Source organism: Luteimonas sp. A649 (genome assembly GCF_054072735.1).
Genome location: NZ_JBSVRQ010000001.1, coordinates 408680 through 423403, shown reverse-complemented (window position 1 = coordinate 423403; position 14724 = coordinate 408680). Strand labels below are relative to the sequence as shown.

15 protein-coding genes are annotated in these 14724 nt (G+C 70.9%); 9 read left to right on the top strand and 6 right to left on the bottom strand.

Going from position 1 to position 14724, the window contains the following annotated elements:
* Nucleotides 1–69 precede the first annotated feature (69 nt).
* Nucleotides 70–351 (top strand): GlsB/YeaQ/YmgE family stress response membrane protein, encoded by a 282-nt coding sequence (locus tag ACW5E8_RS02045; protein WP_456963840.1) that lies wholly within the window; start codon nt 70–72, stop codon nt 349–351.
* Nucleotides 352–450: 99 nt separating this feature from the next.
* Here ACW5E8_RS02045 and cysC read toward each other — a convergent pair whose 3' ends face one another.
* Genes cysC through ACW5E8_RS02030 form a run of 3 tightly spaced genes read right to left on the bottom strand, consistent with a single transcriptional unit; the run spans nt 451 to nt 4591 of the window.
* Nucleotides 451–2280, bottom strand: a complete 1830-nt coding sequence (cysC, locus tag ACW5E8_RS02040; RefSeq protein ID WP_456963839.1) for an adenylyl-sulfate kinase — start codon at nt 2278–2280, stop codon at nt 451–453.
* Nucleotides 2280–3191 (bottom strand): sulfate adenylyltransferase subunit CysD, encoded by a 912-nt coding sequence (gene cysD, locus ACW5E8_RS02035; RefSeq protein WP_456963838.1) that lies wholly within the window; start codon nt 3189–3191, stop codon nt 2280–2282. Before cysD ends, cysC begins: the two co-directional genes overlap by 1 nt.
* Nucleotides 3188–4591: a mannose-1-phosphate guanylyltransferase/mannose-6-phosphate isomerase gene (locus ACW5E8_RS02030; RefSeq protein WP_456963837.1), complete on the bottom strand. Its 1404-nt coding sequence runs from the start codon at nt 4589–4591 to the stop codon at nt 3188–3190. Before ACW5E8_RS02030 ends, cysD begins: the two co-directional genes overlap by 4 nt.
* Before the next feature lie 79 nt (nt 4592–4670).
* Between ACW5E8_RS02030 and ACW5E8_RS02025 the strand changes: the two genes are divergently transcribed.
* From ACW5E8_RS02025 to aqpZ, 5 genes are all read left to right on the top strand, one after another.
* Nucleotides 4671–5696, top strand: coding sequence for an aminoglycoside phosphotransferase family protein (locus ACW5E8_RS02025; RefSeq protein ID WP_456963836.1), 1026 nt, complete (start codon nt 4671–4673; stop codon nt 5694–5696).
* Nucleotides 5693–6406: an N-acetylmuramate alpha-1-phosphate uridylyltransferase MurU gene (gene murU / locus ACW5E8_RS02020; RefSeq protein ID WP_456963835.1), complete on the top strand. Its 714-nt coding sequence runs from the start codon at nt 5693–5695 to the stop codon at nt 6404–6406. The genes ACW5E8_RS02025 and murU overlap by 4 nt, the downstream gene beginning before the upstream one ends.
* 27 nt (nt 6407–6433) lie before the next feature.
* Nucleotides 6434–7168 carry an endonuclease V gene (locus ACW5E8_RS02015; protein ID WP_456963834.1) on the top strand — a complete coding sequence of 245 codons (735 nt, stop codon included), beginning with the start codon at nt 6434–6436 and terminating at the stop codon, nt 7166–7168.
* 106 nt (nt 7169–7274) lie between these two features.
* On the top strand, nt 7275–7721 hold the full coding sequence (locus ACW5E8_RS02010; protein WP_456963833.1) for a hypothetical protein: 447 nt from the start codon (nt 7275–7277) through the stop codon (nt 7719–7721).
* Between the two features lie 104 nt (nt 7722–7825).
* Nucleotides 7826–8551, top strand: coding sequence for an aquaporin Z (gene aqpZ / locus ACW5E8_RS02005; protein ID WP_456963832.1), 726 nt, complete (start codon nt 7826–7828; stop codon nt 8549–8551).
* An 80-nt stretch (nt 8552–8631) separates the two neighbouring features.
* Here aqpZ and ACW5E8_RS02000 read toward each other — a convergent pair whose 3' ends face one another.
* The 3 genes from ACW5E8_RS02000 to ACW5E8_RS01990 all read right to left on the bottom strand — a co-directional run bounded on the left by ACW5E8_RS02000 (nt 8632) and on the right by ACW5E8_RS01990 (nt 12298).
* A complete protein-coding gene (locus ACW5E8_RS02000; RefSeq protein WP_456963831.1) occupies nt 8632–9504 on the bottom strand; it encodes a pirin family protein in 873 nt (290 codons plus the stop codon).
* A 107-nt stretch (nt 9505–9611) separates the two neighbouring features.
* A complete protein-coding gene (rlmKL, locus tag ACW5E8_RS01995; protein ID WP_456963830.1) occupies nt 9612–11765 on the bottom strand; it encodes a bifunctional 23S rRNA (guanine(2069)-N(7))-methyltransferase RlmK/23S rRNA (guanine(2445)-N(2))-methyltransferase RlmL in 2154 nt (717 codons plus the stop codon).
* Nucleotides 11762–12298, bottom strand: coding sequence for a hypothetical protein (locus tag ACW5E8_RS01990; protein ID WP_456963829.1), 537 nt, complete (start codon nt 12296–12298; stop codon nt 11762–11764). The genes rlmKL and ACW5E8_RS01990 overlap by 4 nt, the downstream gene beginning before the upstream one ends.
* A 24-nt stretch (nt 12299–12322) precedes the next feature.
* On the opposite strand from ACW5E8_RS01990, the gene ACW5E8_RS01985 reads away from it, so the two are divergent.
* Genes ACW5E8_RS01985 through ACW5E8_RS01975 form a run of 3 tightly spaced genes read left to right on the top strand, consistent with a single transcriptional unit; the run spans nt 12323 to nt 14723 of the window.
* Complete coding sequence (locus tag ACW5E8_RS01985; protein ID WP_456963828.1) at nt 12323–12937, top strand: N-acetylmuramoyl-L-alanine amidase; 615 nt, start codon at nt 12323–12325, stop codon at nt 12935–12937.
* A gap of 25 nt (nt 12938–12962) precedes the next feature.
* Complete coding sequence (gene tesB / locus ACW5E8_RS01980) at nt 12963–13868, top strand: acyl-CoA thioesterase II (RefSeq protein ID WP_456963827.1); 906 nt, start codon at nt 12963–12965, stop codon at nt 13866–13868.
* A gap of 3 nt (nt 13869–13871) precedes the next feature.
* Nucleotides 13872–14723 carry a hypothetical protein gene (locus tag ACW5E8_RS01975; protein WP_456963826.1) on the top strand — a complete coding sequence of 284 codons (852 nt, stop codon included), beginning with the start codon at nt 13872–13874 and terminating at the stop codon, nt 14721–14723.
* The last annotated feature ends 1 nt before the right edge of the window (nt 14724 follow it).

Below are 14724 nucleotides of genomic sequence, written 5' to 3'. Positions count from 1 at the left end.
CGCGGCCGTGGACACGCCTGCCACCGCCCCTGTTAAGCTCGGGCGGTCACCAACACAAGAGGGGGCGTCATGGAAGGTGTATTCGGCGGCAGCAGCTGGCTCTGGATCATCCTGGTGGGCTTCGTGGTCGGCGTGCTCGCGCGCCTGATCAAGCCCGGCAAGCAGGACCTCGGCATCATCATGACGGTGGTGCTCGGCATCGTCGGCGCGCTTCTCGCCGGCTGGGTCGGGCGCCTGCTGGGCTGGTACGCAGAGGGCGAGAAGGTGGGCTTCATCGCCTCGCTGGTCGGCGCCATCGTGCTGTTGTTCATTGCCGAGTTCGTCAACGGCAAGCGCAAGGGCAGGCGCTGAGTCAGGCGCTGGCAGGAACGCAGTCGCATCGCAGTGAAGCCGGGCATTGCCCGGCTTCATTGTTCTTGCCATGTCGATATCGGCGTGGGGCGGCCCGCGTCAGTCCAGCAGCAATCCGATGACCCGTTCGGCAAGCGCCTCCGCAGAGGCCGACGTCGTATCCAACACCAGCTCCGCCGCTTCCGGCGGCTCGTACGGCGAGTCGATGCCGGTGAAGTTGGGCAGTTCGCCGCGACGCGCCTTGGCGTAGAGGCCCTTGGCGTCGCGGCGCTCCGCTTCGGCCAGGGTGGTGTCGACAAAGACCTCGACGAAGTCGCCCTCGGCGAACAGCGAACGCGCGGAACGGCGCTCGGCGCGGAACGGGGAGATGAAGCTCACCAGCACGATCAGGCCGGCGTCGGTCATCAGGCGCGCGACGTGGGCGACGCGGCGCATGTTCTCCACGCGGTCCTCGTCGGTGAAGCCGAGGTCGCGGTTGAGGCCGTGGCGGACGTTGTCGCCGTCGAGCAGGTAGGTGTGGCAGCCGCGCGCGACCAGCCCCCGCTCGACCAGGTTGGCGATGGTCGACTTGCCTGCGCCCGACAGGCCGGTGAACCAGACGCAGCGCGGACGCTGGCCCTTGAGCGCGGCGCGGACGTCGCGGTTCACGTCCAGCGCCTGCCAGTGGATGTTGTCGGCGCGGCGCAGGCCGTGGCGGATCATGCCGGCACCGACGGTGGCGCGGCTGAGCAGGTCGACCAGCACGAAGCTGCCCATCGCCGGTTCGTCGGCATAGGGCGCGAACGGGATCGGCACGTCGAGCGCCAGGTCCACTTCGCCGATGTCGTTGGCCTGCAGGCGCTTGGCGGCCAGGGGCTGCAGGCTTTCCGGGTCGAGGCGGTGCCGGATCGCGCCCACGCGGGCGCCGACCAGGCGCGTGCCGAGCTGCAGCTGGTAGCGGCGCCCGGGAAGCAGCGCGGCCTCGTCGAACCACAGCAGGTCGGCGACGAACTGGTCGGTCGCTGCCAGCGGCGCATCGGCCGCGGCCAGCACGTCGCCGCGCGCGGCATCGACGTCTTCCGCAAGACGCACGGAGACGGCGCTGCCGGCCTGCACTTCGCGCGCATCGACACCCACAAGGCGCAGGGCGGCGACGGTGGCGTCCACGCCGTCGGGTTCGACGCGCAGCGCATCGCCCACGCGCAGCGTGCCGGAGGCGAGCGTGCCGGCCAGCCAGCGGCCGTCGTCGCCGTTGCGCAGCACGAGCTGCACCGGCAGTCGCGCCGGAAGGTCATCGCCGCGGGTTTCGACCTGCACTGATTCAAGGTGCCCCAGCACGGTGGGGCCGCTGTACCAGTCCATCGCGTTTGAACGGCTGGTGACGTTGTCGCCCGTCGCCGCTGCCAGCGGGATCGCGGTGGCATCGGCGATGCCGAGCTTCGCGGCATGTTCGCGGTACGCAGCGGCAATGGCGTCGAACACGCCGCGGTCATAACCCGTGCGGTCCATCTTGTTCACTGCCAGCAGCACGTGGCGCACGCCGAACATGGCAGCGATCGCAGTGTGGCGGAAGGTCTGCGGCAGCAGTCCGCGGGTGGCGTCGACCAGCACGATCGCAAGGTCCGCCACCGACGCACCGGTCGCCATGTTGCGCGTGTATTGCACGTGCCCCGGGCAGTCGGCGATCAGGAAGCGGCGCCGCGGCGTTTCGAGATGGCGCCAGGCGACGTCGATGGTGATGCCCTGTTCGCGCTCGGCCTCGAGGCCGTCGAGCAGCAGGGCGTAATCGATGTCGTCGCCGCGGGTGCCGTGCACGGCGCTGGCTTTCGCAAGCGCGGCGCGTTCGTCGTCTGGCACGCGCCCGGCCTCGGCCAGCAGGCGGCCGATCAGGGTGCTCTTGCCGTCGTCGACGCTGCCGCAGGCGACGATGCGCAGGAAATCACGCGCCATCAGAAATACCCCTCGCGCTTTTTCTTTTCCATCGAATCGTCCACGGCGTGGTCGATCAGGCGCCCGGCGCGCTCGGACTGCGTGCCCGCTTCCATCTCGGCGATGATCGCGTCGAGGTCGGCGGCATCGGACTCCACCGCGCCGGTCAGCGGATAGCAGCCCAGGGTGCGGAAGCGCACCCGGCGCATCGTCGGCGTTTCGCCGGGCTGCAGCTGGAAGCGCTCGTCGTCGACCATCACCAGGGAGCCCTCGCGCTCGACGATCGGCCGTTCGGCGGCGAAATACAGCGGCACCACCGGGATGCCCTCGCGGCGGATGTAGCGCCAGACGTCGAGCTCGGTCCAATTCGACAGCGGGAACACGCGCATGCTCTCGCCGGGATTCACGCGGGCGTTGTACAGGTCCCACAGCTCGGGGCGCTGGCGGCGCGGATCCCAGCGCTGGTTGGCATCGCGGAACGAGAACACCCGCTCCTTGGCGCGCGACTTTTCCTCGTCGCGCCGCGCTCCGCCGATCGCGGCGTCATAGCCACCAGCGGTGAGCGCCTGCTTCAGCGCCAGCGTCTTCATCACTTCGGTGTGCCGGCTGGCACCGTGGCTCTGCGGGCCGATGCCCTCGCGCACCCCGTCGGGATTCACATGCACGCGAAGCTCCACACCGGTCTCCGCCACGCGGCGGTCGCGGAACGCGATCATCTCGCGGAACTTCCAGGTGGTGTCGACGTGCAGCAGCGGGATCGTCGGCCGCGCCGGCGCGAAGGCCTTCAGCAGCAGGTGCAGCAGCACCGAGCTGTCCTTGCCGATGGAATACAGCATCACCGGCTGGCGGCACTGGCCTGCGACCTCGCGCAGGATGTGCAGGCTCGCAGCCTCGAGGCGGTCGAGCTGGCGGTCGATGGCGGCGTCGGTCATGAGCGCCCGTAGACGTCCTCGTAGCGGACGATGTCGTCCTCACCGAGGTAGTCGCCCGACTGCACTTCGATCAGCTCCAGCACTTCGCTGCCGGGGTTCTCCAGCCGGTGCTTCGCGCCCAGCGGGATATAGGTCGACTGGTTCGCGTGCAGCTCGAACACGTCGTTGTCGCGGGTCACCCGCGCGATGCCGCGGACCACGATCCAGTGCTCGGCGCGGCACTTGTGCGACTGCAGCGACAGGCGTCCGCCGGGCTTGACCTTGATGCGCTTGACCTGGAAGCCCTCGTCCTGGTCGATGGAGTCGTAGCTGCCCCAGGGGCGATGGACCTCGCGGTGGAGCACGGCGTGGCTGCGGTCGTCGGCCTTCAGGCGCGCAACCACCTCCTTGACCTCCTGCACGCGGTCCTTGCGCGCGACCAGCACCGCGTCGGCGGTTTCCACCACCACCAGGTCGTCCACGCCGACCAGCGCCACCATCCGCCGCGACCAGACATAGCTGCCGTGGCTGTCGACGGCGATCACTTCGCCGTTGTGGGCGTTGCCGTCCGCGTCCTGCGGGCTCACCTCCCACAGCGCCGACCAGGACCCGACATCGTTCCAGCCGATGTCCACCGGCAGCACCATCGCGCGGTCGGTCCGCTCCATCACCGCGTAGTCGATCGAATCCGATGGCGCTGCGGAAAACGCATCCCTGTCCAGGCGCACGAAGTCGCCGTCGCGCACGGCGCCTTCGAAGGCAGCGCGCACCGCGTCCAGCATCTCCGGACGGACGCGCCCCAGTTCCTCGAGGTAGCGCGAAGCGCGGAACAGGAACATGCCGCTGTTCCAGTAGTAATCACCGGCATCGAGGTAGCCCTGCGCGGTGGCGGCGTCGGGCTTCTCGACGAAGCGCAGCACGTCACGCACGCCCTCGCCCGGCCCGGACTGGATGTAGCCGAAACCGGTTTCCGGCGCTTCGGCCACGATGCCGAAGGTCACCAGTGCCCCGCCTTCGGCCGCCGGCATCGCCTCGCGCACGGCAGCGCGGAACGCATCGGCATCGCGGACGACGTGGTCGGACGGAAGCACCAGCAGCAGCGGGTCGGCGCCCGCGGCGGTGGCCTGCAACGCTGCGGCGGCGATGGCCGGAGCAGTGTTGCGACCCACCGGTTCGAGCACGATCGACGCGCCTTGCACGCCCACCTGGCGCAGCTGCTCGCCGGCCAGGAAGCGGTGCTCTTCGTTGGCGACCACGATCGGCGACAGCGCGGCCAGCGGCGCCACGCGCAGCCAGGTGTCCTGCAGCATGGTGTGTTCACCGGCCAGGGCCAGGAACTGCTTGGGGTAGGCCTCGCGCGACAGCGGCCACAGGCGCGTGCCGGAGCCGCCTGACAGGAGCACGGGTTGCAGCTGGATCATGTGGCGGGGCCTGCGCTGTCTAAGGACCAGCGCGAAGTTTACCCTGTGCACACCGCCGCCCCGCCGGCCTGGAGACCGCATGACCGCAGCCATCGACGACACCCGCGCGAACGCACGCCTGGACTGGGCGCGCGCGGCCGCCGCAAGCCCTGCCCTCGCGCTGGAGCGGGCTTCGACCGACGCCGGCTTCCGCAGCTACTGGCGCGCCAGCGGCAGCGGCGACGCCAGCCTGATCGTGATGGACTCGCCCCCGGCGCTGGAGGACGTGCGCCCCTGGCTGCGCCTGCATGACGTGCTGGAGCGCGGCGGCGTGCGCGTGCCCCGGGTGCTCGCCCGTGACGTCGAGCGTGGCTTCCTGCTGCTCGAGGACCTGGGCGTCGACACGCTGCTGCACGCCATCGATGCCGGCAATGCCGACGGCTTTTTCGATGCCGCCATCGACCAGCTGCTGCGCATCCAGGCCATCCCGGCGCCGGACGACCTCCCGCTGTACGACGAAGCCCTGCTCGTGCGCGAGCTGCGCCTGTTCGACGAATGGTTCCTCCGCCGCCACCTCGGCGTCGAACCCGGCTGCGAAGACCTGGAGGCGCTCGACCTCGGCTATCGCATCCTCATCGACAGCGCGCTGGCCCAGCCCCGGGTGCTGGTGCACCGCGACTTCATGCCGCGCAACCTGATGCCGGTGCCGGGCGGGCTCGCCGTGCTCGACTTCCAGGACGCGGTGCTGGGGCCGGTGGCCTATGACGCGGTGAGCCTGTTCAAGGACGCCTTCCTCAGCTGGCCGCCGGCCCGCGTGGACGCCTGGCTGGCGGCATACCATGCCCGCGCACTGGCGGCCGGAGTCCCTGTCCCCGCAGCTCCGGAGCGCTTCCTGCGCGATGCCGCACTGATCGGCGTGCAACGCCACCTCAAGGTGCTCGGCATCTTCGCCCGCCTGCACCACCGCGACGGCAAGCCGAAATACCTCGCCGATGCCCCGCGCTTCCTGGCCTATCTCGACCAGGCGCTGCCGCGGTTTCCGGAACTCGCGCCGCTGGCCGGCGTGCTCGATCGCCACGTGCGTCCGGCGCTGGTGGTGGCGGGCAGCCCAGGCGTCAAACCGTGAAGGCCCTGGTCTTCGCCGCCGGCCTCGGCGAGCGCATGCGCCCGCTGACCGACACCACGCCCAAGCCCCTGCTTGAAGCGGGCGGAAAGCCGCTGATCGCCTGGCACCTGGAGCGGCTCGCCGGCAGCGGCGTGCGCGACGTGGTGGTCAACACCTCGTGGCTGGCGCCGCGCTTTCCAGAACTCCTCGGCGATGGCAGCCGCTGGGGGCTTCGCATCCACTACGCATACGAAGGCGACACGCCGCTGGAAACCGGCGGCGGCATGCTGCACGCGCTTCCACTCCTGGGCGACGGGCCCTTCATCGCGGTCAACGGCGACATCTGGTGCGACTTCGATTTCGCGCGCCTGCCGCGGGAGCCGCGCGGCGACGCGCACCTGGTGCTGGTCGACAACCCCGACCACCATCCCGCCGGCGACTTCGTGCTCGATGCCGATGGCCGCGTCCACGACGGGGATGCAGGCGCGACACGGCTGACCTTCGCGGGCATCGGCGTCTACAGGCCGGCGCTGCTGGACGGGTGGCGCGACGTCGTCGGCGATGCCGCGGGGGCCGACGCGACACCGCCACGTTTCAGGCTGGCCCCACTGCTGCGCGCCGCCATGGTGCGCGGCGCGGCCAGCGGCGAACACCACCGTGGCCGATGGACCGACGTCGGGACGCCGCAGCGGCTGCACGCACTGTCGCACCGCCTCATCGCCGAAAGTTGATGTGCGGGGCGTATCCTCTGCGCCACGATGCCCTCCCCCTCTCCTCTCCACGCCGGCCCGCCCGGCCCCGCGGCCTGCGCCACTCCCGCCGACGACGATGGCCCCCTGGAAGACGCACGCGCGCTCCAGGCCCGCTTGGCCGACCTGCTGGAACTGCGTGACCGTTTCCCCAGGCACCTGGCCACCATCGGTGGATTCAGCGTCGAGTTCAGCGATGGCGGCGCCGTGGCCCACGCCACCGCGGTACTGCTGGACGCCGTGACGCTCGAAGTGCTGGCCAGCGGGAACGCCCGCCTGCCCACCCACGCGTCCAATGCGCAGGAACTGGTCCCGTTCCGCGCCCTGCCGGCGCTGCGCGCGGCCCTGGCGGCGCTGCCGCGGCCGCCCGACCTGGCCTTCGTCGACGGCCACGGCATCGCCCATCCACGCGGTCTCGGTATCGCGGCCCATTTCGGCGTCGCCAGCGGGCTGCCCTGCATCGGCGTCGCACGGGCGATCCTGGCCGGCACCGGTCCCGAGCCGCACCAGACCCGCGGCGCCTACACCGCACTGCGCAACACCGAGCGCCTGCAGGTCGGCTGGCTGCTGCGAAGCCGGCCCGGAGACCCGCCCCTGGTGGTGTCGCCAGGGCATCGCGTGGCCCTGGCATCGAGTGCGGACCTCGTCATGCGTTTCACCCGCGAGCACCGCCTGCCCGAGCCGACGCGGCTCGCGCAGGTGCTGGCGTCACGCCGGAACAGTGCTAATCAGCCCGAAACCTGAGCACGGACCTTGCAAAACGTGACAGCAGTCACGGACCCTGTCGCAACGCACCACTCACGATCGGGCAAGGCGCCTCTTCGTTCCGCGCCTGCTCTGGGGAAAAGACATGAAAGCGATCACCGTGCTGGCCACGGCCATGCTGCTTGCGGCAGGCAGCGTCCACGCCCAGTCGGCAAGCGATTGCCCGACACTTCCTGCCGCCAGCGAGCTGACGTGGGAAAAGCTCGACGGCGCCGGCTACACCTTCTGCAAGGCCATCCGCGACAGCGACGGCCACCAGATGCTGGCGGTGATGATCACCACCGAAACGCCGTTCCGTCCGCGCCGGGGCAACCGCGCCGAGGAAGCACGGATCGACGGGGCCCAGAACTGGTGGTACCGCAGCGAGGTCTCCGGGATGGTCGGAGTCGAAGTGCGCGAGACCCTGGTGGAACTCGATCGCTCGCACGTCGCCCACGTCTCGTTGCGCGGCCGCAGCGAAGAGGAACTGTCGCAGGCGATGTCGCTGGCGGAGTCGCTGCGCTTCGACGACGTCCGGGTTTCGATCCGCTGAGCCCGCGGCGGGCCGCTTAACGCGACGCAAACACATCGCGCCGCGCTCGGCGCTAGCGTTCCTTCCGGGGAGCGGCCAACCGGCCGCCTGAAGGAGGGGACTGTATGACGAAGAAACTCGCGGCCGAGTTCATCGGCACGTTCTGGCTGGTGCTTGGCGGTTGCGGCAGTGCGGTGCTTGCCGCGCATTTCGGTGGCGACGGCAATCCGCTGGGGATTGGATTCCACGGCGTGGCGCTGGCCTTCGGCCTGACCGTGCTGACCGGCGCCTACGCCTTCGGCCACATCTCGGGCGCACACTTCAATCCGGCGGTGAGCGTGGGCCTGTGGGCCGGCGGTCGCTTCCCGGTGTCGGAGCTGGTGCCCTACATCATCGCGCAGGTGGCCGGCGGTGCCTTCGCCGGCTGGATCCTGTACGTCATCGCCAGCGGAAGCGCGGGCTTTTCGATCGATCCGACGGCGGCGGGCGCCTTCGCCACCAACGGCTACGGCGAACTGTCCCCGGGTGGCTATTCGATGACGGCGGCAGCGGTGTGCGAAGTCGTGCTCACGGCGATGTTCGTGATCGTGATCATGGGCGCGACGCATGCCCGCGCGCCGGCGGCGCTGGCACCGGTGGCCATCGGCCTGGCGTTGACCCTGATCCACCTGATCAGCATCCCGGTCACCAACACCTCGGTGAACCCGGCCCGCTCGACGGCGGTAGCGCTGTTCGCAGGCCCGGGCGCGCTCGGGCAGCTGTGGCTGTTCTGGGTGGCGCCGCTGGTCGGCGCGGTGCTCGGCGGCGGCATCTACGGCTGGCTTGGACGGGAGCCCGCGGCGACCAGCTGAGCAACGCAGTCAAGGGCCCGCAAACGCAGGAGGGCGGCGCATCGGCACCGCCCTCCTGCTTCGTGGATGTTCGCAACGCCTCAGAAACGGCCTTCCTGGAAGTCGACGAAGGCCTGCATGATTTCCTGCTTCGTGTTCATCACGAACGGCCCGTGGCGGACGACCGGTTCACGCAGGGGGCGTCCCGCAACAAGCAGCAGGCGTGCGCCGGCCTCGCCGGCTTCCACGCGCAGCAGGTCGCCGCCGCCAAGCAAGCCGAGTTCGTGGCTGGCGAGCTGCCTGGCCTCTTCGCCGGAACCCAGGGTGGCCTCGCCTTCGAACACGTAGGCGAAGGCGTTGTGGCCTTCCGGCAGCCGATGTTCCCAGGCCATGCCGGGCAGCAGCGATACGTCGAGGTACAGCGGCGAGGTGGCGGGCTGGTCGATCGGCCCGCGCACGCGGGTGCCATCGCCCGCGACGACCTCGCCGGCGATCACGCGCACGTCGACGCCATCGGCGGGACGCACCAGCGGGATACGTTCGGGCGCGAACTCCTGGTAGCGCGGCTCGATCATCTTGTCCCTGGCCGGCAGGTTCACCCACAGCTGGAAGCCGCGCATGCGGCCCGCCTCCTGCTCGGGCATCTCCGAGTGCACCAGGCCTCGGCCGGCGGTCATCCACTGCACGCTGCCGGGGACCAGCAGGCCCTCGTTGCCGTGGTTGTCGCGGTGGCGCATGCGGCCGTCGAGCATGTAGGTGACCGTCTCGAAGCCGCGGTGCGGATGGTCGGGGAAGCCGGCGATGTAGTCCTCGGCGCGGTCGGTGCCGAACTCGTCGAGCAGCAGGAAGGGGTCCATGTCGGGCAGGTCGGGACCGCCGATCACGCGCGTGAGCTTCACGCCGGCGCCGTCGGAGGCCGCGCGGCCGCGCACCTTGCGCACAACGCGGGTGGAGTCGAACTGGGCATTGCTCATGGCGGGTTCCTCCAAGGTACTCCCCCATATCATGGTGCCGCCGGGCTCCCACCACAGTCCCCGCGGGCGCAACGCTGCGGTTCCCGTAGCAGCCTGTCCCGCGGCGCCTACCGCTGGCGCAGCCTCCACGCGCGGTGGATCCGCGGATTGCGGGCGAAGTCCGGGGGAATCGTCTCCGCGGTGATGTCCTCGCACTCGGCGAATTCCGCCACTGCCTCGTCGTCCAGCTTGAAGCGGCGGTAGTTGTTGGAGAAATACAGCACGCCGTCCGGCGCCAGCCGCGCCACCGCGGCCCGCAGCAGGCGCACGTGCTGGAGCTGCATGTCGAAGTCGTCGGCGCGCGCGGAGTTGGAGAAGGTCGGCGGATCGCAGAACACCAGGTCGTATTCGTCCCGGTCGGCCTCAAGCCAGGACACGGCATCGGCCTGCACCATGCGATGCGCACTCCCGCCCGGGACACGGCCGTCGACGCGGTTCCCGCGCAGGTTGTCCGCGGCCCACTGCAGGTAGGTGCCCGAAAGATCGACGCTGGTGGTGCTCGCGGCGCCACCGACGGCGGCGTGAACGGTGGCCGCGCCGGTGTAGCAGAACAGGTTCAGGAAGCGCTTGCCGCGTGCCTCGCGCTGGATGCGCGAACGCAGGGGGCGGTGGTCCAGGAACAGACCGGTATCGAGATAGTCGAACAGGTTCACCCGCAGCCGCGCGGCCCCTTCGCGCACGGTGATGAACTCGCCACGGCGCTCCACGGCTGCGCCGTACTTGCTGCCGCCCTTGCCGCGGGCGCGCACCTTGGTCGCCAGGCGCTCGCGCGGTACGCCGAACACTTCGCGCGCGGCGCCGAGCACCTCGCCGAAGCGGCGGCGCACGTCGGCATCGGGGATGTCGGCCGGCGCGGCGTATTCCTGCACATGCAGCCAGGTGGCATCGGGGTCGTCGGCTTCGGTATAGACGTCGATCGCGACCGCGTACTCGGGCAGGTCGGCGTCGTAGGCGCGGTAGCAGTCCACACCCTCGCGCGTGCGCCAGGACTTGGATGCGCGCAGGTTCTTGCGCAGGCGGTTGGCGAGCATCTGTGCGCCCGTCGAGAGCGGTCGCGGCCCGGCGTCCTCGCGCAGCGGCGGCTGCACCGGATCGGCCACCAGCAGCGCGCATTCCAGCGCGCCGTTGAACACCTGGTAGACCTTCTGCGCCCGCAGGCCGGTGGCGCGCGCGAGCTCGGGGCTGCCGCACAGCAGGCTGGCCCGCCAGTAGGGCGCGATCCGGCGCAGGGCCTCGCCCAGGCCGCGGTAGAGCTGGGCGTCGGCGGCCAGGCGCGCATCGTAGGGTGGATTGCTGGCCACCAGGCCGCGCAGCTGCGTCATCGGGCGCAGCGCGGCGACTTGGCGCTCCTCGAGCTGCACCAGCTCGCCGAAGCCCGCGGCGGCGGCGTTCGCGCGCACGGCGTCCAGCGCCGCCGGATCGACGTCGCTGCCGAAGAACACCGGCCGCAGTGCGGCGCGGCCCAGGCGTTCGCGCTCCAATGCGTCCTCGCGCAGCGCATCCCACGCGGCGTGGTCGAAGCCGCTCCAGCGCGAAGGGTGCGCGTCGCCATGGCGCAGCAGGCCGGGCGCGACGTCGGCGGCCATGGCCGCGCCTTCCACCAGCAGGGTGCCGCTGCCGCACATGGGATCAAGCAGGGCGCCGCCCTCGGCATGGACCTGCGTCCACTGGCCGCGCATCAACACCGCGGCCGCCAGGGTTTCCTTCAGCGGCGCATCGCCCTGCGAGCGCCGCCAGCCGCGCCGGTGCAGCGCGCCGCCGCCGAGATCGACGGACAGGATGGCGCGGCCCTTGCGTACCACGAGGTTGAGCAGCAGGTCGGGCGATTCGAGGTCGACGTCCGGGCGCTCCCCGGTTTCGGCGCGCAGCTTGTCGACCACGGCGTCCTTCACCCGCTGCGCTGCGTAGCGCGCGTGGGTGATGCCGTCGCCGGACACGCGCGCGTCCACCGCCACGGTGCGCCCGGGCGCGAGATGGGTGGCCCACGGCAGGGCGACGATGTTGCGGTAGAGCGTGTCCTCGTCGTCGCAGTAGAACTCGGCCAGCGGCCACAGCACGCGGCTGGCCAGGCGCGACCACATCACGGCGCGCAGGGCGTCGGCAAGTTCGCCCTCGACGTTGACGCCCGCGACCGTGGCGGTGGCGCGCACGCAACCGAGTGCGGCGAGTTCGTCGGCCAGCAGGTATTCGAGGCCCTTGCCGCAGCTTGCGAAGAATTTCACGACGACAGCGAACCCAGCAGGGCGGCGAACAGCGCCGCGGACGTATCGACGTGGCCGGACAGGCGGTGGTCGTCGTCGACCAGCAGCAGGCGATCGCCGCGCGGGCGGGCCCAGGCGATGACGTCGGCGGCGGGGATCAGTTCGTCGCCCCAGCCATGGATGATCGCGGTCGGGACCGCAGCAGCCTGCAGCGGGTGCTGCGCGACACGGTTCACCGGCGGCGCCATCAGGAACAGCGCGCGCACCGGCACCTGCAGCGAGACCGCGCCGGAAATCCACGCGCCCAGGCTCGAACCGGCCAGCACCAGCGGACCGTCCGCGGCGCGCGCGGACGCCAGCGCCTGCAGGTGCGCCAGGCGCGCGGCGACATCGCCGTGGCGCCCGGCGTTGCCCATGGCGTCGAAACCGGTGTAGTCGGGGCGTTCGTGGCTCCAGCCCAGGCCTTCGGCGACCTCGGCGAGCGCGGTCACCTTGGTGGCGTCGGGGCCGCTTTCAAAGCCGTGGGAGAGGATGCAGTGACCGCGAACGCTCATCGTTTTGCCGATACCGGGGGAACCGTGAATGCTAGCATCGCCGCCGACCCCAGCCCCGGCCGCGACGTGCGCATCGACCCACTGCCCTACGAGCACCTGCTGGAACCCAGGCCGCTGTCGCAGATCGACCTGGTGGTGGTCCACTGCACCGAGTTGCCCGACCTCGGCACCGCGCGCGAGTACGGCGAACGCGTGCTGTATGCGGCCAGCGGCACCGGCAACAGCGGCCACTGGTACATCGATCGCGACGGCGGCGTCGAGCGTTGGGTGGATCCCGCGCGCACCGCGCACCACGTGCGGGGCCACAACGCGCGCTCGGTCGGAATCGAGCTGGTGAACACCGGGCGCTGGCCGCGCTGGCTGGATTCGCGCCACCAGGCGATGGAGGAGCCATACCCCGAGGCACAGGTGGCGGCCCTGATCGGGCTGCTGGAGACGCTTGCCGCGGATTTGCCGGCGCTGCGCTGGATCACCGGCCACGAAGATCTCGATGTCGAACTGGTGGCCGCCAGCGACGACGCCGGCGTCCAGGTCCGCCGCAAGCGCGACCCCGGCCCCCTGTTCCCCTGGCCACGCGTGCTCGCGGCGATGCCCTCCTGGGAACGGCTGCACCCGACGCCGCAGCGGCCGGTGGCGTAACCGCCCCGCCCGTATAATCCGGCGGATGCCCAACAGCACCCCCGCCCCCGCGTCCGAACTCCTGGAGCTGCTCACGCTCGAGCGCCTCGAGGACAACCTCTTCCGCGGCCAGAGCCGCGACATCGGCACCAAGTACGTCTTCGGCGGCCAGGTGCTGGGCCAGGCGCTGTCGGCGGCCCAGGCCACGCTGACGCAGCCGCGCAGCGCGCATTCGCTGCATGCCTATTTCCTGCGCGCTGGCGACATCGAGCACCCGATCGTCTACGACGTCGACCGCACCCGCGATGGCGGCAGCTTCTCCGTGCGCCGGGTGACCGCGATCCAGCACGGCAAGGTGATCTTCTTCTGCGCGGCCTCGTTCCAGGACGCGGAGGGCAGCGCCGAGCACCAGCTGACCATGCCCGAGGTGCCGCAGCCCGAAGACCTCGACCCGGCGCCGGCGATCCCGGACAAGGTGCTCGCTGCGCTGCCGACCAAGATCCAGCGCTGGCTCGACCGCAGCGGGCCGTTCGAATTCCGCCACGTCTACCCGCGCGACGAGCTCAATCCGCCCAAGCGCCCGCCCTACCAGCAGGTCTGGTTCCGGCTGGCCGAGAAGGTGGACGACGCGCCCGAACTGCACCGCGCGCTGCTGGCCTATGCCTCGGACTTCCACCTGCTCGGCACCGCCACCTTCCCGCACGGCATCAGCTACTACCAGCCGAACGTGCAGATGGCGTCGCTCGACCACGCACTCTGGTTCCACCGCCCCTTCCGCGCCGATGACTGGCTGCTGTACTCGATCGACAGCCCCAGCGCGCAGGGTTCGCGTGGCTTGGCGCGGGGCATGATCTACGACCGCAACGGCCGGCTGGTGGCGAGCACCGCGCAGGAAGGCATGATCCGCGTCGTCGACGAAGGCAGGGACGGACACGTCCCGGCACGGGACTGACGCATGCGCCAGGTGTTTTCCAGCGCCCGCATCGAGAACGTCGAAGCGGTCGCCCGGTTGTTTGAAGAGGCCGGCATCGAGGTCCGGGTCAGCGACGGCCGCTCCTACCGTGGCGCCATCCGCGGCAATTTCAGCTATCGCGAAGGTGCCAGCAGCGGTCCGCGGCCGGCCGTGTGGGTGATCCGTTCCGACCAGCAGCCCGAAGCGCGGCGCATGCTGCGCGAAGCCGGCCTGCTGCAGCAGACCACGCATCGCAACGAGAGCTTCCTTCCGCCGCCGGCCTCGCTGGTCAGCGGTGGTACGCCGCTGGCCGCGCGCGGCGGCGGGCGGTTCCGCTACGGCCTGCTGCTGGGCGTGGCGGTGATGGTGGCGCTGGTGATGATCGCCTACCGCGCCAGTCGCGGCGATGGCGACGGCGATGCCGGCCCCGAGGTGGCGACGGTACCCGCGGCCTCCATGCCCGCACCCGTGGCCGCCCCCATGCAGGGCCCCGACGCTTCCGGCATGCCCTTGATCACCACCCTGCCCGACGACGCCTTCGTGATCGCCACGCCGCCGGCGCTGGCCGCCACCGTGCTGCGCGCCGAGCTGGATGCCGCCGGCACGCGGCGCGGCTGCCTGGCGATCGACGGCGCCGATCCGGACCCGGCCCTGCTGCGTCAGTTCGCCGCCGAAGGCTTCGATGTCACGGCCGCGTCGGCCTGCAGCGCCGACCGCCTCGCCGTGGCCGTGTCGGACTACACCACCGACGGCAGCGGCAGCGGCACCGTGCAATCGGCGGTCGGCGCCGGCGAGCCGCAGGTGCGGGAGGTCCGCCGCGAAGGCCGCGACTGGCAGCTCCTGGATCCGCGCTGAG

Excerpts from the sequence above, each read along its gene's own strand:
- tesB (WP_456963827.1), top strand. The coding sequence starts at position 12,963 with ATGCCCAACAGCACCCCCGCCCCCGCGTCCGAACTCCTGGAGCTGCTC.
- cysD (WP_456963838.1), bottom strand. The coding sequence starts at position 3,191 with ATGACCGACGCCGCCATCGACCGCCAGCTCGACCGCCTCGAGGCTGCG.
- ACW5E8_RS02000 (WP_456963831.1), bottom strand. The coding sequence starts at position 9,504 with ATGAGCAATGCCCAGTTCGACTCCACCCGCGTTGTGCGCAAGGTGCGC.
- ACW5E8_RS02030 (WP_456963837.1), bottom strand. The coding sequence starts at position 4,591 with ATGATCCAGCTGCAACCCGTGCTCCTGTCAGGCGGCTCCGGCACGCGC.
- ACW5E8_RS01975 (WP_456963826.1), top strand. The coding sequence starts at position 13,872 with ATGCGCCAGGTGTTTTCCAGCGCCCGCATCGAGAACGTCGAAGCGGTC.
- cysC (WP_456963839.1), bottom strand. The coding sequence starts at position 2,280 with ATGGCGCGTGATTTCCTGCGCATCGTCGCCTGCGGCAGCGTCGACGAC.
- ACW5E8_RS02025 (WP_456963836.1), top strand. The coding sequence starts at position 4,671 with ATGACCGCAGCCATCGACGACACCCGCGCGAACGCACGCCTGGACTGG.
- ACW5E8_RS02045 (WP_456963840.1), top strand. The coding sequence starts at position 70 with ATGGAAGGTGTATTCGGCGGCAGCAGCTGGCTCTGGATCATCCTGGTG.
- ACW5E8_RS02010 (WP_456963833.1), top strand. The coding sequence starts at position 7,275 with ATGAAAGCGATCACCGTGCTGGCCACGGCCATGCTGCTTGCGGCAGGC.
- ACW5E8_RS01990 (WP_456963829.1), bottom strand. The coding sequence starts at position 12,298 with ATGAGCGTTCGCGGTCACTGCATCCTCTCCCACGGCTTTGAAAGCGGC.
- aqpZ (WP_456963832.1), top strand. The coding sequence starts at position 7,826 with ATGACGAAGAAACTCGCGGCCGAGTTCATCGGCACGTTCTGGCTGGTG.
- ACW5E8_RS02015 (WP_456963834.1), top strand. The coding sequence starts at position 6,434 with ATGCCCTCCCCCTCTCCTCTCCACGCCGGCCCGCCCGGCCCCGCGGCC.